We start from the raw sequence: 20,402 nt of genomic DNA on the forward strand, positions 1-20,402 counted from the left end.
GGAGATCCGTCATGCGCATCCGTACCGAGTTCCCCTACGAGACGACCCACGAGGACGTCCGGATCCCGCTCCCGGACGGCACGCGGCTCTACGCCCGGATCTGGCGCCCGGTCACCGAGGAGCCCGTCCCGGCGCTCCTGGAGTACCTCCCGTACCGGCTCACCGACTGGACGGCGCCCCGGGACCGGCAGCGCCACCCCTGGTACGCCGGGCACGGCTACGCCTCCGTGCGGGTCGACGTGCGGGGGCACGGCAACAGCGAGGGGCTGCCGGGCGACGAGTACGACGCCGTCGAGCTGGCGGACGGCGTGGCGGTGGTGCACTGGCTCGCCGAACAGCCCTGGTGCACGGGGAAGGTCGGCATGTTCGGGATCTCCTGGGGCGGCTTCAACGCGCTCCAGATCGCCGCCCTGGCCCCCGAGCCCCTGAAGGCGATCGTCACGGTCTGCTCGACCGACGACCGCTACGACAACGACGTGCACTACATGGGCGGGTCGGTCCTCGCGGTCGACATGCACGCCTGGGCGGCCACCATGCTGGCCTTCGTCTGCCGGCCGCCGGACCCGCTGCACGTGGGCGAGGAGTGGCGGGAGATGTGGCTGCGGCGCCTGCAGGCCGTGGACCCGTTCATCCACACCTGGCTCGCCCACCAGACCCGGGACGACTACTGGAAGCACGGCAGCGTCTGCGAGGACTACGGCGCGATCCGGGCGGCCGTCCTGGCGGTGGGCGGCTGGCACGACCCGTACCGGGACACCGTGCTGCGGCTCGTCGAGCACCTCCCGCAGGACCGGGTACGCGGGATCATCGGCCCGTGGTCGCACCAGTACCCGGACAGGGGCCTGCCACCGGGCCCGGCGATCGGCTTCCTCCAGGAGACGCTCAGGTGGTGGGACCACCACCTGAAGGACGCGGACAACGACGTGATGGCGGAACCCCTGCTGCGCTCCTGGCTCAGCGCCTCGCACCCGCCGGCCACGGTGTACGAGGAGCTGCCGGGCCGCTGGGTCACGGACCCGTCCTGGCCGTCCCCGAACGTCACCCCGGTCACGTACGCCTTCCAGGGCGAGCCGGTCGCGGTGCACTCGCCGCAGCAGACAGGTCTGGACGCGGGCCGCTTCTTCCCCTTCGGCAACGACGGCGACCTGCCGCCGGACCAGCGGGAGGAGGACGCGCTCGGGGCCTGCTTCGACTTCGTGGTCCCGGAGGACGGCGAGCCGATCGAGGTCCTGGGCCGCCCGAGGGTGAGCCTCACCCTGACGACCCCGGCTCCTACGGGCCAGGTGATCGCCCGCCTGTGCGACGTGGCCCCGGACGGCTCGTCCACGCTGGTGACCCGGGGCGCGATGAACTTCTCGTCCCGCTACGGCCGGGACCGCGCGGTGGAGGCGCAGGTGAACGAGACGGAGGACTTCGTCCTCGACCTGAACGGCATCGGCCACACCTTCCCGCCGGGCCACCGGGTCCGCCTCGCGGTCTCCTCCGCGTACTGGCCCTGGATCTGGCCCCAGCCGGACGCGGCGGGCTTCACCCTCTCCCCGGCCACGTCGTCCCTGACCCTCCCGGTCCGCCGCCGCACGACGACGGACGCGGTCGAATGGCAGCCCCCGGAGCAGTCGGAACCCCTGGGCGTCGTCACCCCCGCCACTCTGGAGGAACCCCGCCCGGAACGCCTGGTCGTCCGCGACGTGGCCAAGGGCGAATGGCGCCTGGAGGTCGACCCCCGCTACGGCGGCACCCGGGTCTACCCGGACGGCCTGGAGTTCACCGAGGACGCCCTGGAGACCTACACGATCACCGAGAACGACCCCCTCTCGGCCCACACCCACTCCACCTGGACGATCCGCCTCCACCGCCCGGACCTGTCCTGGGACGTGACGATCGACTCCCGCTCGGAGATCACCTGCGACGCGGACGCGTTCCTGACGTCGAACGAGGTGGTGTGCAAGGAGGGCGGCGAGGTCCTCTTCCACCGGACATGGGAGAAAAGCATTCCGCGCACGGCGGGTTGAGCGTCGGACACGGCGAAGGGCCCGCGTTCCCAGGTGGGAGCGCGGGCCCTTCTCTTACTGCTTTCAGGCGTCCGCGCCGGCCTTGCGGCGGCGGACCATGAACATCGCGCCGGCGCCGAGCGCGACGGCCGTGGCGCCCGCGAGGGCGATCTGCGGCATGGCGTCGTTCGAACCCGTCTTGGCGAGCTGGCCGGTGGTCACCGCGGTGGTGGAGGTGCCGCCCTGGGTGGTGGTGTTCTTGCCGCCCGGGGTGCCCGTGGCGTCCTCGACCTTGCCCGGGTCGGTGCCCTTGGCGAGGATGTCGAACTCGTACTCGGTCATGTCGATGGGCGTGCCACCACAGGTGCCGTCCTCGTTCCAGAAGTCACCCGCGGTGAAGGTGAGGCCCTGGCCGGCCGGAGTGTCCGCGTCCACCTTCAGGCGGAGCTTGATGTCGGCGAAGGCCTTCGGCTTCAGGGTGCCGACGGGAAGCTCTTCGGCGGTGGGAACGTCGTTCCAGGTGCCCTTGCCCTTGACGACCTCGTACCACTCCAGGTCGAGGTACTTGTCGAGCGGCTTCAGGCCCTTCTCGTCGAAGGCGTGCAGCGCGATGAAGGCGTAGGCCTCGTCCATCGTGCGGTCGGTGCCGTTCGTCAGACGCAGCTTGAAATCGACGGTGGTGCCGGCGACGACCTTCGAGGGCAGGCCCTGGAGGACGGAGGTGAACTTCTCGTCCGGGAAGCAGTCCTCGTGCGGCGGCTCCTCCTCGCCCTCTTCCTCCTGGGCCTTCCTCAGCGCCTCCTTGGCGGCGTCCAGCTTCTTGAGGGCCTCGTCCTTGGCGTCACTCGCGGCCTGCTCCGCGGCGGACAGGGCGACGCTCTTGTCGCCGACGGCCGTGACGGCGGCCGTGAGCGTGGCGTCCGCAGCGGTCTTCGTCGTCGCGGCCGTGTCGGCGACCAGCTTGGCCGCGTCGAACTTCTCCTTGGCCGCGGTCTTGGCGGCCTCGTCCGTGCCCGCGTTGGCGGCGTCCAGCTCGGCCTGCGCCGTGGCGAGCTTGGCGTCCGCCTCGGTCTTGGCCGTGGCGGCGGCGTCGGCGGCCTTCTTGGCGTCGTCCCTGGCGACCTTGAGCGGGTGGGTCGTCGACTCGTCGAACTCCTTGAACGCCTTCTTGGCGTCGTTGTGGGCCACGACGGCAGCGTCGTACACCTTCTGCGCCGCCGCGACGTCCTTCTTGAGCTGGTCGATGTCCGGCGCCTGGTCCTGCTTGTCGTTCTGCGTCTGCGCGGGCGCGGACGGCTTCGTGTCGGCGAAGGCCGGGGCGGCCGACAGGAAGACGACGGGGGTGGTCACGGCGGCCGCCACGGCCGTCGCGAGCATGCGGCGAATCTTCAAGATGGACCTTTTCTGGTCAAGAGCGGTCGGGTGAAGACAAAGCAAGGAGGGGGTCGCGCCTGCGGGAACCTCACGCGGCGCGACGATGCCGTGATCGTATGACCGGGATCAGTCCCCGGAAAAGCAGGAATTGAACGCGCTCAGTCACCTCTTGCGCGCACAGCTCGCGCACAGGATGCATAAACCGCGCATACATGGACAGTTGTGCACGGAGGCGGCGCTTTCTCTGTGATCCATATCATCCGCGTCCGGCCGCCCGCCCATTAACGTGTCCCCCACACCCTGGAAAGCGAGGCAGCACCGATGCCCGAGCAGTCCCCGCTCGATCTGGCCGAGGGCGACCCCTTCGGCCCGCACAACCTTCCGTACGGCGTCTTCTCCCCCGCCGACGAGCCCGACCGGCGGAGGGTCGGCGTCCGCATCGGCGGTCATGTCCTCGACGCGGGGGCCGCGGCGCACGCCCTCGGTTCGCCGTACGCGGCGCTGCTCGCGCAGCCCAGCCTCAACCCGCTGCTCGCCGCCGGCCGCACCGCCTGGCGCGACGTGCGCAGGGCCCTGACGGCCTGGGTGACCGTACCCGCGCACCGGCCGGTCATAGAGCCGCTGCTGTATCCGCTCGACTCCGTCAGCATGCACCTGCCGTACGAGGTCGCGGACTACGTCGACTTCTACGCCAGCGAGCACCACGCCACCAACGTGGGCCGGATCTTCCGCCCCGACGGCGACGCGCTCACCCCCAACTGGAAGCACCTGCCCATCGGTTACCACGGCCGGGCCGGCACGGTCGTGGTCTCCGGTACCGATGTCGTGCGCCCCGCCGGGCAGCGCAAGGCGCCCACCGACCCCGCGCCGGTCTTCGGTCCCTCGGTGAAGCTGGACATCGAGGCGGAGGTCGGCTTCGTCGTCGGCACCCCCTCCACCCTCGGCACGCCGGTCCCGCTGGCCGACTTCCGCGAGCACGTCTTCGGCCTGACGCTGCTCAACGACTGGTCCGCACGCGACCTCCAGGCCTGGGAGTACGTGCCGCTGGGCCCGTTCCTCGGCAAGTCGTTCACGACCTCCGTGTCGGCCTGGGTGACCCCCCTGGAGGCCCTGGACGCGGCCAGGACCGCCCCGCCCGCCCGGGACTTCGACCTCCTCCCCTACCTCGACGACGCCACCGAGGAGGAGCCCGGCGGCTTCGACCTGCGGATCACCGTCGAGATCAACGGGCAGGTCGTCTCCGAGCCGCCGTTCGCCACCATGTACTGGACCGCCGCCCAGCAGCTGGCCCACATGACGGTCAACGGCGCCTCGCTGCGCACCGGTGACCTGTACGGCTCCGGCACGGTCTCGGGCCCCGAGGTCCACCAGCGCGGCTCGCTCCTCGAACTGACCTGGAACGGCCGCGACGCGCTCGAACTGCCCACCGGGAAGCGGACGTTCCTGGAGGACGGCGACGTGGTCACGCTCACCGCGTGGGCCCCGGGCCCGGACGGGACGCAGGTCGCGCTCGGCGAGGTGACCGGGAGGATCGTTCCGGCGTCCTAGCGCCCGCCCGCGTACGACAGAAGGGCCCGGCCCCCGCGCCAGCGGAGACCGGGCCCTCTCGCGGACCTGCTAGCGGACGAACACGCTCGCCTGGCCCGCCAGGTCCAGGAAGTACTGCGGCGCGAGGCCCAGCACCACCGTGACCGCGACACCCACCGTGATCGTGGCCGCCGTGAAGACCGACGGCACGGCGACCGTCGGGCCGTCCGCCTTCGGCTCGCTGAAGAACATCAGCACGATCACCCGGATGTAGAAGAACGCGGCGATCGCCGAGGAGATCACACCGACCACGACAAGCGCGCCCGCGCCGCCCTCCGCCGCCGCCGAGAAGACCGCGAACTTGCCGGAGAACCCGGAGGTCAGCGGAATGCCCGCGAAGGCGAGCAGGAACACCGCGAACACCGCGGCGACCAGCGGCGAACGGCGGCCGAGCCCCGCCCACTTGGACAGGTGCGTCGCCTCGCCGCCCGCGTCCCGCACCAGGGTGACGACCGCGAACGCGCCGATCGTCACGAAGGAGTACGCACCCAGGTAGAAGAGCACCGACGAGATGCCGGAGGGCGTGGCGGCGATGACACCGGCGAGCAGGAAGCCCGCGTGCGCGATCGAGGAGTACGCGAGGAGCCGCTTGATGTCGGTCTGGGTGATCGCGACGATCGCGCCGCCCAGCATGGTGACGATGGCGACGCCCCACATGACCGGCCGCCAGTCCCAGGTGAGGCCCGGCAGCACCACGTACAGCAGGCGCAGCAGCGCGCCGAACGCGGCGACCTTCGTCGCGGCCGCCATGAAGCCGGTGACGGGGGTCGGGGCGCCCTGGTAGACGTCCGGGGTCCACATGTGGAACGGCACGGCGCCGACCTTGAAGAGCAGCCCCATGAGGACCAGCGCGAAGCCGATGAGCAGCAGGACGTCGTTGCCCATGGTCTGGGCGAGGGCCGGGTCGACCGAGGCGACCGAGCCGTCGACGACGTTCGCGATGGTGGCGTACGAGACGGAGCCCGCGTAGCCGTAGAGCAGGGCGATGCCGAAGAGCAGGAACGCCGAGGAGAAGGCGCCGAGGAGGAAGTACTTGACCGCGGCCTCCTGCGACATGAGCCGCCTGCGGCGGGCGACGGCGCAGAGCAGGTAGAGCGGGAGGGAGAAGACCTCGAGCGCGATGAAGAGCGTCAGGAGGTCGTTGGCGGCCGGGAAGACCAGCATGCCCGCGATGGCGAACAGCACCAGCGGGAACACCTCGGTGGTGGTGAACCCAGCCTTGACGGCCGCCTTCTCCTGGTCGCTGCCGGGTACGGCGGCGGCCTCGGCGGCGAAGGAGTCGACCTTGTGGCCGTGGTCGGCCGGGTCGAGCCTGCGCTCGGCGAAGGTGAAGACGGCGACGAGCGAGGCCAGCAGGATCGTGCCCTGCAGGAAGAGCGCCGGGCCGTCGACGGCGATGGCGCCCATGGCCGCGATGTGCGCCTTGGTGGAGCCGTAGCCGCCGGCGGCGAGGCCGACGATCGCGGCGAAGGCCGCAACCAGGGCGAGCACGGTCAGGAACACCTGGGCCTGGTAGCGGGCCTTGCGGGGCACGAAGGCCTCGGCGAGGACGCTGAGGACCGCGGCGCCGACCACGATGAGTACGGGCGAGAGCTGGACGTACTCGATGTGGGGTGCCGGGATCTTGGTCAACGGCTCGGCAGCCGTCGTCCACAGGCTGTGGACAGCAATGTCGCTCACTTGGCCGCCTCCGCGTTCTGAACAGGCACAGTGGGCTTCGGGTCCTCTTGCTGGACGTCGGACATGGTGTACGAGACGGCCGGGTTCACGATGTCCGTCAGCGGCTTCGGGAACACCCCGAGGAGGATCAGCAGCGCGATCAGCGGCGCGACCACGACGAGCTCGCGCACCCGCAGGTCCGGCATCGTCCGGACCTCCTCCGTCTTCACCGGCCCCGTCATCGTCCGCTGGTAGAGGACGAGGGTGTAGAGCGCGGCGAGGACGATGCCGGTGGTGGCGATGATGCCGGCCACCGGGTAGCGGGCGAACGTGCCGACCAGGACCAGGAACTCACTGACGAAGGGCGCGAGGCCCGGCAGCGAGAGGGTGGCGAGGCCACCGATCAGGAAGGTGCCGGCGAGCACCGGGGCGACCTTCTGCACACCGCCGTAGTCGGCGATGAGCCGCGAGCCGCGCCGGGTGATCAGGAAGCCGGCCACCAGCATCAGGGCGGCCGTCGAGATGCCGTGGTTGACCATGTACAGCGTCGCGCCGCTCTGGCCCTGGGTGGTCATCGCGAAGATGCCCATGATGATGAAACCGAAGTGGGAGATCGAGGCGTACGCGACCAGCCGCTTGATGTCACGCTGGCCGACCGCGAGCAGCGCGCCGTAGACGATGCTGACGAGGGCGAGCGCGATGATCACCGGGGTCGCCCACTTCGAGGCCTCGGGGAAGAGCTGGAGGCAGAAGCGGAGCATCGCGAACGTGCCGACCTTGTCGACGACCGCGGTGATGAGCACGGCGACCGGGGCGGTCGCCTCCCCCATCGCGTTCGGCAGCCAGGTGTGCAGCGGCCAGAGCGGCGCCTTCACCGCGAAGGCGAAGAAGAAGCCGAGGAACAGCAGCCGTTCGGTGTTGGTCGCCATCTCCAGCTGACCGGACGCCCGCGCCTCCGCGATCTCCGTGAGGGAGAAGTTCCCGGCGACCACGTACAGACCGATGACGGCGGCCAGCATGATCAGTCCGCCGACCAGGTTGTACAGCAGGAACTTCACCGCCGCGTACGAGCGCTGGGCAGCCGCGTTCTCGTCGGAGCCCGCGTGGGCGCGGTCGCCGAAGCCGCCGATGAGGAAGTACATCGGGATGAGCATGGCTTCGAACAGGATGTAGAAGAGGAAGACGTCGGTGGCCTCGAAGGAGAGGATCACCATCGCCTCGACCATCAGGATCAGGGCGAAGAAGCCCTGCGTCGGCCGCCAGCGGCTGGACTTCGTCTCCAGGGGGTCGGCGTCGTGCCAGCCGGCCAGGATGACGAAGGGGATCAGCAACGCGGTGAGCGCGATCAGCGCCACCCCGATGCCGTCCACACCCAGTTCGTAGCGGACGCCGAAGTCCTTGATCCAGGAGTGGGACTCCACCAGCTGGTACCGGTCGCCGCCGGGCTCGAAGCGGATCATGACGATCGCCGCGAGCACCAGCGTGACCAGGGAGACCAGCAGGGCCAGCCACTTGGCCGCGGTACGGCGGGCGGCGGGGACGGCGGCGGTGAGGATCGCACCGACCGCCGGCACCGCTGCCGTCACCGTAAGGAGCGGGAAGGACATGACAGTTACACCGCCCTCATCAGCAGGGTCGCGGCGATCAGCACCGCCGTACCTCCGAACATGGAGACCGCATACGTGCGGGCGTAGCCGTTCTGCAGCTTGCGCAGCCGGCCGGACAGACCGCCGACCGAGGCCGCGGTTCCGTTGACGACCCCGTCGACCAGAGTGTGGTCGACGTAGACGAGCGAGCGGGTGAGGTGCGTGCCGCCCGTCACGAAGACGGCGTGGTTGAAGTCGTCCTGGAGCAGGTCGCGGCGGGCCGCCCGGGTGAGCAGCGAGCCGCGCGGGGCGGTGACCGGGACGGGCCTGCGTCCGTACTGGAGCCAGGCGATCCCGACGCCGATCACCATGACCGCGACCGTGGCGGAGGTGATGGCCCCGGCGCTGATCGGCGGGTGGCCGTGCTCGAACTCGGTCACCGGCTTGAGCCAGTTGATGAACCGGTCGCCGATGGCGAAGAAGCCACCCGCGGCGACGGAGCCGACGGCCAGCAGGATCATCGGGACCGTCATGGACTTCGGCGACTCGTGCGGGTGCGGCAGCTCGCCCTTGTCGTCGGGCTGCCAGCGCTTCTCGCCGAAGAAGGTCATCAGCATCACGCGGGTCATGTAGTACGCGGTGATGGCCGCGCCGAGCAGGGTGACCGCGCCGAGGATCCAGCCCTCGGTGCCGCCCTTGGCGAAGGCCGCCTCGATGATCTTGTCCTTGGAGAAGAAGCCGGACAGGCCGGGGAAGCCGATGATCGCGAGATAGCCGAGGCCGAAGGTGACGAAGGTGACCGGCATGTACTTCCGCAGGCCGCCGTAACGCCTCATGTCCACCTCGTCGTTCATGCCGTGCATGACCGAACCGGCGCCGAGGAAGAGCCCGGCCTTGAAGAAGCCGTGCGTGACCAGGTGCATGATCGCGAAGACGTAGCCGATCGGGCCGAGGCCCGCCGCCAGGATCATGTAGCCGATCTGCGACATCGTCGAGCCGGCCAGCGCCTTCTTGATGTCGTCCTTCGCGCAACCGACGATCGCACCGAAGAGGAGCGTGACCGCGCCGACCACGACGACCACGAGCTGGGCGTCGGGGGAGGCGTTGAAGATGTTCGCGGAGCGGACGATCAGATAGACACCGGCGGTGACCATGGTGGCCGCGTGGATGAGGGCGGAGACCGGGGTCGGGCCCTCCATCGCGTCCCCGAGCCAGGACTGCAGCGGCACCTGGGCCGACTTGCCGCAGGCGGCGAGCAGCAGCATCAGGGCGATCGCCGTCAGCGTGCCCTCGCTCGTCTCGCCGGTGGCCTCCAGGACCGGCCCGAAGGCGAAGGTCCCGAAGGTGGTGAACATGATCATGATGGCGATCGAAAGGCCCATGTCGCCGACCCGGTTGACCAGGAAGGCCTTCTTCGCGGCGGTGGCCGCGCTGGGCTTGTGCTGCCAGAAGCCGATCAGGAGGTACGAGGCGAGGCCGACGCCCTCCCAGCCGAAGTACAGGAGCAGGTAGTTGTCGGCGAGGACCAGGAGCAGCATCGCCGCGAGGAACAGGTTCAGATAGCCGAAGAAGCGGCGCTTGCGCTCGTCGTGCTCCATGTACCCGATGGAGTACACGTGGATCAGCGAGCCGACGCCGGTGATCAGCAGCACGAACGTCATCGACAGCTGGTCGAGCTGGAAGGCGATGTCCGCCTGGAAGCCCTCGACCGGGATCCACGTCCACAGGTTCTGGTACAGGGCCCGGTCGTCGGCGCTCTTGCCGAGCATGTCGGCGAAGAGGACGACGCCGATGACGAAGGAGGCGGCGGCGAGCGCCGTGCCGAGCAGCGGCCCGGCCTTGTCAAGACGGCGCCCGCCACACAGCAGCACGGCCGCGCCGAGCAGGGGCGCCGCGACGAGCAGAGCGATCAGGTTGTCCACGGTTCAGCCCCTCACAGCTTCATCAGGCTGGCGTCGTCGACCGAGGCCGAGTGGCGGGAACGGAAGAGCGTCACGATGATCGCGAGCCCGACCACGACCTCCGCGGCGGCGACGACCATCGTGAAGAAGGCGATGATCTGGCCGTCGAGGTTGCCGTGCATCCGGGAGAAGGCGACGAACGCGAGGTTGCAGGCGTTGAGCATCAGCTCCACGCACATGAAGACCACGATCGCGTTGCGCCTGATCAGCACACCTGCCGCGCCGATGGTGAACAACAGGGCGGCGAGGTACAGATAGTTGACGGGATTCATCGCGAGGCCTCCTCTTCGTCCCGGTCGCCGGCGGAGTCCCGGTCGCGCTCGTCCCGGGTGCGGCCGAGCCGCTCCTCCGAGCGCTGCTCCAGCGCCTTCAGGTCGGCCATCGCCTCACCGGACACGTCCCGGATCTGGCCCCGCTTGCGCAGCGTCTGCATCACGGTCAGCTCGGCGGGGGTGCCGTCGGGCAGGAGACCGGCGATGTCCACCGCGTTGTGCCGGGCGTAGACGCCGGGGGCGGGCAGCGGCGGTACGTGCTTGCCTTCCCGTACGCGCTGCTCCGCCAGCTCCCGCTGGGTGCGGGCCCGTTCGGTCCGCTCGCGGTGGGTGAGGACCATCGCGCCGACGGCCGCGGTGATGAGCAGCGCGCCGGTGATCTCGAAGGCGAAGACGTACTTGGTGAAGATGAGGGCGGCGAGCCCCTCCACGTTTCCGCCGTACGCGCCGTTGGCCGCGCCCAGACCGTTGAACTCGGTCAGGGAGGCCTGGCCGATGCCGGCGATCAGCAGGATGCCGAAGCCGAGCCCGCAGGCGGCGGCCCACCAGCGCTGGCCCTTGATGGTCTCCTTCAGCGAGTCCGCGGCCGTGACGCCGACGAGCATGACGATGAAGAGGAAGAGCATCATGATCGCGCCGGTGTAGACGACGATCTGGACGATGCCGAGGAAGTACGCGCCGTTGGCGAGGTAGAAGACCGCCAGGATGATCATCGTGCCGGCCAGCGACAGCGCGCTGTGCATGGCCTTCTTCATCAGGATCGTGGCGAGGGCGCCGATCACGGCGACCGTGCCGAGGACCCAGAACTGGAAGGCCTCACCGGTCGACGTGGTGTACGCGGCGAGGGTGGCGGCGCTCATGCGTCCACCTCTTCCGGCTCGCCCTTCTCCCCCTTGGACGTGGCGACCTGCTGGACGGTCCCGGGGGCGGCCTGCGTGACCAGGCCCCGGTAGTAGTCCTGCTCGTCCATGCCCGGGAAGATCGCGTGCGGGGAGTCGACCATGCCCTCCTCGAGGCCCGCGAGGAGCTGCTCCTTGGTGAAGATCAGGTTCTCGCGGGAGGAGTCGGCCAGTTCGAACTCGTTCGTCATCGTCAGCGCCCGCGTGGGGCAGGCCTCGATGCACAGACCGCACAGGATGCAGCGGGCGTAGTTGATCTGGTAGACGCGGCCGTAGCGCTCGCCCGGGGAGTAGCGCTCCTCGTCGGTGTTGTCCGCGCCCTCCACGTAGATGGCGTCGGCGGGGCAGGCCCAGGCGCACAGCTCGCAGCCCACGCACTTCTCAAGACCGTCCGGATGACGGTTGAGCTGGTGCCGGCCGTGGAAGCGCGGCGCCGTCGTCTTGCGCTCCTCCGGGTACTGCTCGGTGAGCCGCTTCTTGAACATGGCCTTGAAGGTCACGCCGAAGCCGGCCACCGGGTTCTGGAAATCAGACACCGTCCGTCTCCTTTCCATCACTCGCAGTAGCAGTATCGGGGGCGCCACTGACAACCAGGTCGCGGTCCTGCCGCGACCTGCGCCGCGGCACGGGCGGCAGGGACTGTCCGGGCTTGGGCGGTACGGGGAACCCGCCGGCCATCGGGTCGAACGGCGGCTCGTCCTCGGCCTCGGCGCCCGCCCTGTCCCTGCGGTCGCGGAACATGTCGGCGACGAAGGAGATCAACAGGACGGCGATCACGGCTCCCGCGACGTACAGCACGATGTTCTGGAAGCCGACGTTCTCGTTGCGCAGGGCCCGGACGGTGGCGACCAGCATCAGCCAGAGCACGGAGACCGGGATGAGGACCTTCCAGCCGAGCTTCATCAGCTGGTCGTAGCGGACACGGGGCAGCGTGCCGCGCAGCCAGATGAAGAAGAAGAGCAGCAGCTGCACCTTGAGGATGAACCAGAGCATCGGCCACCAGCCGTGGTTCGCGCCCTCCCAGAAGGTGGAGATCGGGTACGGGGCGCGCCAGCCGCCGAGGAAGAGCGTCACGGAGACGGCGGAGACCGTCACCATGTTCACGTACTCGGCGAGCATGAACATCGCGAACTTGATGGAGGAGTACTCGGTGTTGAAGCCGCCGACGAGGTCGCCCTCGGACTCCGGCATGTCGAAGGGCGCGCGGTTGGTCTCGCCGACCATCGTGACGATGTAGATGATGAACGAGACCGGCAGCAGGATGACGAACCAGCGGTCCGCCTGCGCCTCGACGATCGCCGAGGTCGACATCGACCCGGAGTAGAGGAAGACGGAGGCGAACGCGGCGCCCATGGCGATCTCGTAGGAGATCATCTGGGCGCAGGAGCGCAGACCGCCGAGGAGCGGGTACGTGGAGCCGGAGGACCAGCCGGCGAGCACGATGCCGTAGATGCCGACGGAGGCGATCGCGAGGACGTACAGCATCGCGATCGGCAGGTCGGTGAGCTGCATCGTGGTGCGGTGGCCGAAGATCGAGACCTCGTTGCCGGCCGGGCCGAACGGGATCACGGCGATGGCCATGAACGCGGGGGCGGCGGCGATGATCGGCGCGAGGATGTAGACGACCTTGTCGGCGCGCTTGACGACGACGTCCTCCTTCAGCATCAGCTTGATGCCGTCCGCGAGGGACTGGAGGAGACCCCAGGGGCCGTGCCGGTTGGGCCCGATGCGCAGCTGCATCCAGGCGACGACCTTGCGCTCCCACACGATGGAGAAGAGCACGGTGACCATGAGGAAGGCGAAGCAGAAGACCGCCTTGATCGCGACGAGCCACCAGGGGTCCGTCCCGAACATGGACAGGTCTTCCGCGGCGAGCAGCGTGGTCATGCCTGCACCTCCGTCGTCGCTGCGCCGATGCGGACCAGGTCGCCCGGGTGGGCGCCCGTGTCGGAGAGGACGCCGCCCGTCGCGGAGTTGAGCGGGAGCCAGACCACGCGGTCGGGCATCTCGGTCACCTGGAGCGGGAAGCTCGTCGAGCCCGCCGGTCCTGTGACGGCGAGGAGGTCGCCGTCCTTGACGCCCGTCTCGGCGGCCGTGGTGGCCGAGAGCCGGGCGACCGCCGCGTGGCGGGTGCCCGCGAGGGCGGTGTCGCCCTCCTGGAGGCGGCCGAGGTCGAGCAGCAGCCGGTGTCCGGCGAGGACCGCCTCGCCCTCGCCCGGGCGGGGCGCGGCCTGTGCGGGCTCGGTCGGCTCGGAGGCCCGCTCGCCGTCCCAGCCGCCGAGCCGGTCCAGCTCGCGGCGGACCGAGCGCAGGTCGGGCAGGGCCAGGTGGGCGTCGAGCGCGTCGGCGAGCATGTGGAGCACGCGCGCGTCCGCCGGCGGGAGCGTCCGGGTCATCTGCTCGGGCTTGAGCGCGGCCTCGAAGAGCCGTGCCCTGCCCTCCCAGTTGAGGAAGGTGCCGGGCTTCTCGGCGACCGCCGCGACCGGCAGGACCACGTCGGCCCGCTCGGTGACCTCGCTCGGCCGCAGCTCCAGGGAGACCACGAACGCCGCGTCGAGCGCCTCACGCGCGCGTGCCGGGTCCGGCAGGTCGCGGACCTCGACGCCGCCGACGAGCAGCGCGCCGAGTTCGCCGGTGGCCGCGGCCTCGACGATCTGGCCGGTGTCGCGGCCGTAGCCGTGCGGCAGGTCCCGTACGCCCCAGGCGGCGGCGACCTCCTCGCGCGCGCGGGGGTCGGTCGCGGGGCGGCCGCCGGGCAGCAGCGTGGGGATCGCGCCGGCTTCGAGCGCGCCGCGCTCGCCCGCCCGGCGCGGGATCCACACCAGCTTCGCGCCGGTCGCGGTCGCCGTCCGGACGGCTGCGGTGAGCCCGCCCGGTACGGCGGCGAGCCGCTCGCCGACGACGAGGACCGCGCCGTCCTGGCGCAGCGCCTCCGCCGCGCGCGTACCGGCCTCGTCGAGGCCGACCCGCGAGGTGAGCGCGTCCAGCCACTCGGTCTCGGTGCCGGGCGCGGCCGGAAGCAGCGTGCCGCCCGCCTTCTCGAGTCCCCGGCTCGCGAACGCGGCCAGCGCGTACGTCTGCTGGCCGTGCTTGCGCCAGGCCTTGCGCAGCCGCAGGAAGACGCCGGGCGCCTCCTCCTCGGACTCGAAGCCGACCAGCAGCACGGCGGGAGCGGCTTCCAGGGAGGTGTACGTGACACCCGAGCCGTCCAGGTCCCGGCCGCGACCCGCCACCGTCGAGGCCAGGAAGTCGGCCTCCTCGCCGGAGTGGACCCGGGCCCGGAAGTCGACGTCGTTGGTGTCGAGGGCGACCCGGGCGAACTTGGCGTACGCGTAGGCGTCCTCGACGGTCAGCCGGCCGCCGGCCAGGACGCCGGTACGGCCCCGGACCAGGCCGCGCGCCGCCGCCTCCAGCGCCTCGGGCCAGGAGGCCGGTTCGAGGGCGCCGGTCTCCGGGTTCCGCACCAGCGGAGTGGTGAGCCGGTCACGCTGCTGGGCGTACCGGAACGCGAAGCGCCCCTTGTCGCACACCCACTCCTCGTTGACCTCCGGGTCGTCCGCCGCGAGCCGCCGCATGACCTTGCCGCGCCGGTGGTCGGTGCGGGTGGCACAGCCGCCCGCGCAGTGCTCGCAGACGGACGGCGAGGACACCAGGTCGAAGGGGCGGGAGCGGAACCGGTACGCGGCCGAGGTCAGCGCGCCGACCGGGCAGATCTGGATGGTGTTCCCGGAGAAGTACGACTCGAACGGGTCGCCCTCGCCGGTGCCGACCTGCTGGAGCGCGCCGCGCTCGACCAGCTCGATCATCGGGTCGCCCGCGACCTGGTTGGAGAACCGGGTGCAGCGCGCGCACAGCACGCAGCGCTCGCGGTCGAGCAGCACCTGCGTGGAGATCGGTACCGGCTTCTCGTAGGTCCGCTTGTGGCCCTCGAAGCGGGACTCGGCCTGTCCGTGGGACATGGCCTGGTTCTGCAGCGGGCACTCGCCGCCCTTGTCGCAGACGGGGCAGTCCAGCGGGTGGTTGATGAGCAGCAGCTCCATCACACCGTGCTGGGCCTTCTCGGCGACCGGGGAGGTCAGCTGGGACTTCACCACCATGCCGTCGGTGCAGGTGATGGTGCAGGACGCCATCGGCTTGCGCTGGCCCTCGACCTCGACGATGCACTGCCGGCAGGCGCCGGCCGGGTCGAGGAGCGGGTGGTCGCAGAACCGCGGGATCTCGATGCCGAGCTGCTCGGCGGCGCGGATGACCAGGGTCCCCTTGGGGACGGAGATCTCGGCGCCGTCGATGGTCAGCGTGACGAGGTCCTCCGGCGGTACCGCCGGGGAAGCCCCGCCGGCCGGGCCGGACGTGGTGACCGTCATGCCGTCACCTCCTTGTGGTTGTCCGCCCAGGCGGTCGACTTGGCCGGGTCGAAAGGGCAGCCCCGGCCGGTGATGTGCTGCTCGTACTCCTCGCGGAAGTACTTCAGCGAGGAGAAGATCGGCGAGGCGGCGCCGTCGCCGAGCGCGCAGAACGACTTGCCGTTGATGTTGTCGGCGATGTCGTTGAGCTTGTCGAGGTCGGACATGACGCCCTTGCCGGCCTCGATGTCGCGGAGCAACTGCACCAGCCAGTACGTGCCTTCGCGGCAGGGCGTGCACTTGCCGCACGACTCGTGGGCGTAGAACTCCGTCCAGCGGGTCACCGCCCGGACCACGCAGGTGGTCTCGTCGAAGCACTGGAGCGCCTTGGTGCCGAGCATCGAGCCGGCCGCGCCCACGCCCTCGTAGTCCAGCGGGACGTCGAGGTGCTCGTCGGTGAACATCGGGGTGGAGGAGCCGCCGGGGGTCCAGAACTTCAGCCGGTGGCCCGCCCGCATCCCGCCGCTCATGTCGAGGAGCTGGCGCAGGGTGATCCCGAGCGGGGCCTCGTACTGGCCGGGCGTGGTGACGTGCCCGCTGAGCGAGTAGAGCGTGAAGCCGGGGGACTTCTCGCTGCCCATCGACTTGAACCAGTCCTTGCCCCGGTTGAGGATCGCGGGAACGGACGCGATGGACTCGACGTTGTTCACCACGGTGGGGCAGGCGTACAGACCGGCGACCGCGGGGAAGGGGGGACGCAGCCGGGGCTGGCCGCGCCGTCCTTCGAGCGAGTCGAGCAGCGCGGTCTCCTCACCGCAGATGTACGCGCCGGCGCCGGCGTGCACGGTGATGTCGAGGTTCAGGCCGCTGCCGAGGATGTCCCGGCCGAGGAGACCGGCGTCGTACGCCTCGCGCACCGCCTCGTGCAGTCGGCGCAGGACGGGCACGACCTCGCCGCGCAGATAGATGAACGCGTGCTCGGACCGGATCGCGTAGCAGGCGATGATCATTCCCTCGATGAGGGAGTGCGGGTTGGCGAAGAGGAGCGGGATGTCCTTGCAGGTGCCCGGCTCGGACTCGTCGGCGTTGACGACGAGGTAGTGCGGCTTGCCGTCGCCCTGCGGGATGAACTGCCACTTCATCCCGGTGGGGAAGCCGGCGCCGCCTCGGCCGCGCAGTCCCGAGTCCTTGACGTAGGCGATGACCTCGTCGGGCGACATCGCGAGGGCCTTGCGGAGCCCTTCGTAGCCCTCGTGGCGCCGGTAGGTGTCCAGGGTCCAGGAGTCCGGCTGGTCCCAGAACGCCGAGAGCACCGGCGCGAGAAGCTTCTCGGGGCTGCTGTTGTTGAGTTCGGCTGCCAAGGTCATCACTCCCCCTCCCCACTGGCCGATTCGCCGCGCGGGTGGACGATCTTGTGGTGCGGGGTCTCGCCCTTGGCCAGCCGCAGCCCGACGAGCGAGGCCGGGCCGGCCCCACCGGTGGCCTCGACGGCCCCCTCGCGCTCGTCGGGGAAGCCGGCCAGGATGCGCGCGGTCTCCTTGTACGTGCACAGGGGCGCGCCGCGGGTCGGTTCGACGGGGCGGCCGGCCCGCAGGTCGTCGACGATCTTCTTCGCGGACGCGGGGGTCTGGTTGTCGAAGAACTCCCAGTTGACCATCATCACGGGCGCGAAGTCGCAGGCCGCGTTGCACTCGATGTGCTCCAGCGTGACCTTGCCGTCCTCGGTGGTCTCGTTGTTGCCGACGCCGAGGTGCTCCTTCAGCTCCTCGAAGATGGCGTCCCCGCCCATGACCGCGCAGAGCGTGTTGGTGCAGACGCCGACCTGGTAGTCGCCGGAGGGCTTGCGCCGGTACATGGTGTAGAAGGTGGCGACCGCGGTGACCTCGGCGGTGGTCAGGCCGAGGATCTCGGCGCAGAACTTCATGCCGGTGCGGGTCACATGGCCCTCCTCCGCCTGCACGAGGTGCAGCAGCGGCAGGAGCGCGGAGCGGGACCCCGGGTAGCGGGCGATGATCTCCTTGGCGTCCGCCTCCAGCCGGGCGCGTACCTCGGCCGGGTAGTCGGGGGCGGGGAGCTGGGGCATCCCGAGACTGGTCTGTCCGTCCGTCATCGGTCGACGCCTCCCATCACGGGGTCGATGGACGCGACGGCGACGATGACGTCGGCGACCTGGCCGCCTTCGCACATGGCCGCCATGGCCTGCAGGTTGGTGAAGGACGGGTCGCGGAAGTGGACCCGGTAGGGGCGGGTGCCGCCGTCGGAGACGACGTGTACGCCCAGTTCGCCCTTGGGCGACTCGACGGCCGCGTAGGCCTGTCCGGCCGGGACCCGGAAGCCCTCGGTGACCAGCTTGAAGTGGTGGATCAGGGCCTCCATGGAGGTGCCCATGATCTTCTTGATGTGGTCGAGGGAGTTGCCGAGTCCGTCCGGGCCGAGCGCGAGCTGCGCGGGCCAGGCGATCTTCTTGTCGCCGACCATGACCGGATCGTCGCCCGCGGGCGACAGGCGGTCGAGGCACTGCTCGACGATCCGCAGCGACTGCCGCATCTCCTCCAGGCGGACGAGGAAGCGTCCGTAGGAGTCGCAGGTGTCGGCGGTCGGTACGTCGAACTCGTAGGTCTCGTAGCCGCAGTACGGGTCGGTCTTGCGCAGGTCGTGCGGGAGGCCCGCGGAGCGCAGGATCGGTCCGGTGGCGCCGAGCGCCATGCAGCCGGTGAGGTCGAGGTAGCCGACGTCCTGCATGCGGGCCTTGAAGATGGGGTTGCCGGTGGCGAGCTTGTCGTACTCCGGCAGGTTCTTCTTCATGGTCTTCACGAACTCGCGCACGGCGTCGACGGCGCCGGGCGGGAGGTCCTGGGCGAGGCCGCCGGGGCGGATGAACGCGTGGTTCATGCGCAGTCCGGTGATCAGCTCGTACAGGTCCAGGATCATCTCGCGGTCCCGGAAGCCGTAGATCATGATCGTCGTGGCGCCCAGCTCCATGCCGCCGGTGGCGATGCACACCAGGTGGGAGGAGAGCCGGTTGAGCTCCATGAGGAGGACGCGGATGACGCTGGCGCGGTCCGGGATCTGGTCGGTGATGCCGAGCAGCTTCTCGACGCCCAGGCAGTACGCCGTCTCGTTGTAGAACGAGGTGAGGTAGTCCATGCGCGTGACGAAGGTGGTGCCCTGCGTCCAGTTCCGGAACTCGAGGTTCTTCTCGATGCCGGTGTGGAGGTAGCCGATGCCGCAGCGGGCCTCGGTGACGGTCTCGCCGTCGATCTCCAGGATCAGCCGCAGCACACCGTGCGTGGACGGGTGCTGGGGACCCATGTTGACGATGATGCGCTCGTCGTCGGCCTTGGCGGCGGACTCGACGACCTCTTCCCAGTCGCCACCGGTGACGGTGTAGACGGTGCCTTCGGTCGTCTCGCGGGCGGAGGCATGTTCGGTGCTCATCAGCTGTACGACCTCCGCTGGTCAGGAGCCGGGATCTGGGCGCCCTTGTACTCGACGGCGATGCCGCCGAGGGGGTAGTCCTTGCGCTGCGGGAAGCCCTGCCAGTCGTCCGGCATCATGATCCGGGTGAGGGCGGGGTGGCCTTCGAAGACGATCCCGAAGAAGTCGTACGTCTCGCGCTCGTGCCAGTCGTTGGTCGGGTAGACGGCGGTGAGCGACGGGATGCGCGGCTCGGTGTCCGGGGCGGACACCTCCAGGCGGATCAGCCGGCCGTGGGTGAGCGAGCGCAGGTGGTAGACGGCGTGCAGCTCGCGGCCCTTGTCACCGGGGTAGTGGACGCCGGAGACGCCCGTACAGAGCTCGAAGCGCAGGGCCGGGTCGTCGCGCAGGGTGCGGGCGACGCGGACGAGGTGCTCGCGGGCGATGTGGAAGGTGAGTTCGTCGCGGTCGACGACCGTCTTCTCGATGGCGTTCTCGGGCAGCAGCCCCTGCTCGTCGAGCGCGCCCTCCAGTTCGTCGGCGACCTCGTCGAACCAGCCGCCGTAGGGGCGGGTGGCCGCGCCGGGCAGACGGACGGAGCGGACGAGGCCGCCGTAGCCCGAGGTGTCGCCGCCGTTGTTGGCGCCGAACATGCCGCGCTGGACGCGGACCTCCTCGCCGTGCTCCCCGCGCTGGCCCGGAAGGTTCTGCTCGGAGAGCTCCTTCTCGGGGTTGGGAGTCTCGTCGCTCAACGGAGGAGCCCCTTCATCTCGATGGTGGGCAGCGCCTTGAGCGCCGCCTCCTCCGCCTCGCGGGCCGCCTCCTCGGCGTTCACGCCGAGCTTGGAGGTCTGGATCTTCTGGTGGAGCTTGAGGATCGCGTCCATCAGCATCTCCGGGCGCGGCGGGCAACCCGGCAAATAGATGTCAACCGGAATAATGTGGTCAACGCCCTGCACAATCGCGTAATTATTGAACATTCCGCCTGAAGACGCGCAAACCCCCATGGAGATGACCCACTTGGGGTTGGGCATCTGGTCGTAGACCTGCCGCAGGACCGGCGCCATCTTCTGGCTGACCCGGCCGGCCACGATCATCAGATCGGCCTGGCGCGGTGAGCCACGGAAGACCTCCATGCCGAAGCGCGCCAGGTCGTAGCGGCCGGCGCCGGTCGTCATCATCTCGATGGCGCAGCAGGCCAGGCCGAAGGTGGCGGGGAAGACGGATGACTTGCGCACCCAGCCCGCGGCCTGTTCGACCGTCGTCAGCAGAAAGCCGCTCGGCAGCTTCTCTTCGAGTCCCATAGGTGCCCCT

The 20,402-nt window shown here is 70.0% G+C and carries 16 protein-coding genes; 2 read left to right on the forward strand and 14 right to left on the reverse strand.

Features of this window, described 5'->3' with window-relative positions; genetic code table 11:
• Positions 1-11 precede the first annotated feature (11 nt).
• A complete protein-coding gene (locus tag ACF09C_RS24840; RefSeq protein WP_392094407.1) occupies positions 12-2,012 on the forward strand; it encodes a CocE/NonD family hydrolase in 2,001 nt (666 codons plus the stop codon).
• A gap of 63 nt (positions 2,013-2,075) precedes the next feature.
• Here ACF09C_RS24840 and ACF09C_RS24845 read toward each other — a convergent pair whose 3' ends face one another.
• The gene (locus ACF09C_RS24845) at positions 2,076-3,368 is read right to left on the reverse strand and encodes an LPXTG cell wall anchor domain-containing protein (RefSeq protein ID WP_392094408.1); all 1,293 of its coding nucleotides are present in this window, start codon (positions 3,366-3,368) and stop codon (positions 2,076-2,078) included.
• Between the two features lie 318 nt (positions 3,369-3,686).
• Between ACF09C_RS24845 and fahA the strand changes: the two genes are divergently transcribed.
• Entirely contained in the window at positions 3,687-4,913 is a 1,227-nt protein-coding gene (fahA, locus tag ACF09C_RS24850) for a fumarylacetoacetase (protein ID WP_392094409.1), read from the forward strand.
• A gap of 69 nt (positions 4,914-4,982) precedes the next feature.
• Here fahA and nuoN read toward each other — a convergent pair whose 3' ends face one another.
• The 13 genes from nuoN to ACF09C_RS24915 are packed head-to-tail and all read right to left on the reverse strand — an operon-like array spanning position 4,983 to position 20,392.
• On the reverse strand, positions 4,983-6,632 hold the full coding sequence (gene nuoN / locus ACF09C_RS24855) for an NADH-quinone oxidoreductase subunit NuoN (RefSeq protein WP_392094410.1): 1,650 nt from the start codon (positions 6,630-6,632) through the stop codon (positions 4,983-4,985).
• Positions 6,629-8,218, reverse strand: coding sequence for an NADH-quinone oxidoreductase subunit M (locus ACF09C_RS24860; protein ID WP_392094411.1), 1,590 nt, complete (start codon positions 8,216-8,218; stop codon positions 6,629-6,631). Before ACF09C_RS24860 ends, nuoN begins: the two co-directional genes overlap by 4 nt.
• Before the next feature lie 5 nt (positions 8,219-8,223).
• Positions 8,224-10,119, reverse strand: a complete 1,896-nt coding sequence (nuoL, locus tag ACF09C_RS24865; RefSeq protein ID WP_392094413.1) for an NADH-quinone oxidoreductase subunit L — start codon at positions 10,117-10,119, stop codon at positions 8,224-8,226.
• A gap of 11 nt (positions 10,120-10,130) precedes the next feature.
• Positions 10,131-10,430, reverse strand: coding sequence for an NADH-quinone oxidoreductase subunit NuoK (nuoK, locus tag ACF09C_RS24870; RefSeq protein ID WP_392094415.1), 300 nt, complete (start codon positions 10,428-10,430; stop codon positions 10,131-10,133).
• Positions 10,427-11,290 (reverse strand): NADH-quinone oxidoreductase subunit J, encoded by an 864-nt coding sequence (locus tag ACF09C_RS24875; protein WP_392094417.1) that lies wholly within the window; start codon positions 11,288-11,290, stop codon positions 10,427-10,429. Before ACF09C_RS24875 ends, nuoK begins: the two co-directional genes overlap by 4 nt.
• Complete coding sequence (gene nuoI / locus ACF09C_RS24880; RefSeq protein ID WP_392094419.1) at positions 11,287-11,883, reverse strand: NADH-quinone oxidoreductase subunit NuoI; 597 nt, start codon at positions 11,881-11,883, stop codon at positions 11,287-11,289. The genes ACF09C_RS24875 and nuoI overlap by 4 nt, the downstream gene beginning before the upstream one ends.
• Positions 11,858-13,216 (reverse strand): NADH-quinone oxidoreductase subunit NuoH, encoded by a 1,359-nt coding sequence (nuoH, locus tag ACF09C_RS24885; protein WP_392094421.1) that lies wholly within the window; start codon positions 13,214-13,216, stop codon positions 11,858-11,860. Before nuoH ends, nuoI begins: the two co-directional genes overlap by 26 nt.
• Entirely contained in the window at positions 13,213-15,693 is a 2,481-nt protein-coding gene (locus ACF09C_RS24890; protein ID WP_392094423.1) for an NADH-quinone oxidoreductase subunit G, read from the reverse strand. Before ACF09C_RS24890 ends, nuoH begins: the two co-directional genes overlap by 4 nt.
• Entirely contained in the window at positions 15,690-17,039 is a 1,350-nt protein-coding gene (gene nuoF, locus ACF09C_RS24895; protein ID WP_392094424.1) for an NADH-quinone oxidoreductase subunit NuoF, read from the reverse strand. Before nuoF ends, ACF09C_RS24890 begins: the two co-directional genes overlap by 4 nt.
• Positions 17,039-17,782, reverse strand: coding sequence for an NADH-quinone oxidoreductase subunit NuoE (gene nuoE / locus ACF09C_RS24900; RefSeq protein ID WP_392094426.1), 744 nt, complete (start codon positions 17,780-17,782; stop codon positions 17,039-17,041). The genes nuoF and nuoE overlap by 1 nt, the downstream gene beginning before the upstream one ends.
• On the reverse strand, positions 17,779-19,110 hold the full coding sequence (locus tag ACF09C_RS24905) for an NADH-quinone oxidoreductase subunit D (protein WP_362424540.1): 1,332 nt from the start codon (positions 19,108-19,110) through the stop codon (positions 17,779-17,781). Before ACF09C_RS24905 ends, nuoE begins: the two co-directional genes overlap by 4 nt.
• Positions 19,110-19,841 (reverse strand): NADH-quinone oxidoreductase subunit C, encoded by a 732-nt coding sequence (locus ACF09C_RS24910; RefSeq protein ID WP_392094428.1) that lies wholly within the window; start codon positions 19,839-19,841, stop codon positions 19,110-19,112. The genes ACF09C_RS24905 and ACF09C_RS24910 overlap by 1 nt, the downstream gene beginning before the upstream one ends.
• Positions 19,838-20,392 (reverse strand): NuoB/complex I 20 kDa subunit family protein, encoded by a 555-nt coding sequence (locus ACF09C_RS24915; protein WP_392094430.1) that lies wholly within the window; start codon positions 20,390-20,392, stop codon positions 19,838-19,840. Before ACF09C_RS24915 ends, ACF09C_RS24910 begins: the two co-directional genes overlap by 4 nt.
• Positions 20,393-20,402: the final 10 nt, after the last annotated feature.

The organism is Streptomyces sp. NPDC014870, assembly GCF_043081505.1.
Taxonomy (GTDB): Bacteria; Actinomycetota; Actinomycetes; order Streptomycetales; family Streptomycetaceae; genus Streptomyces.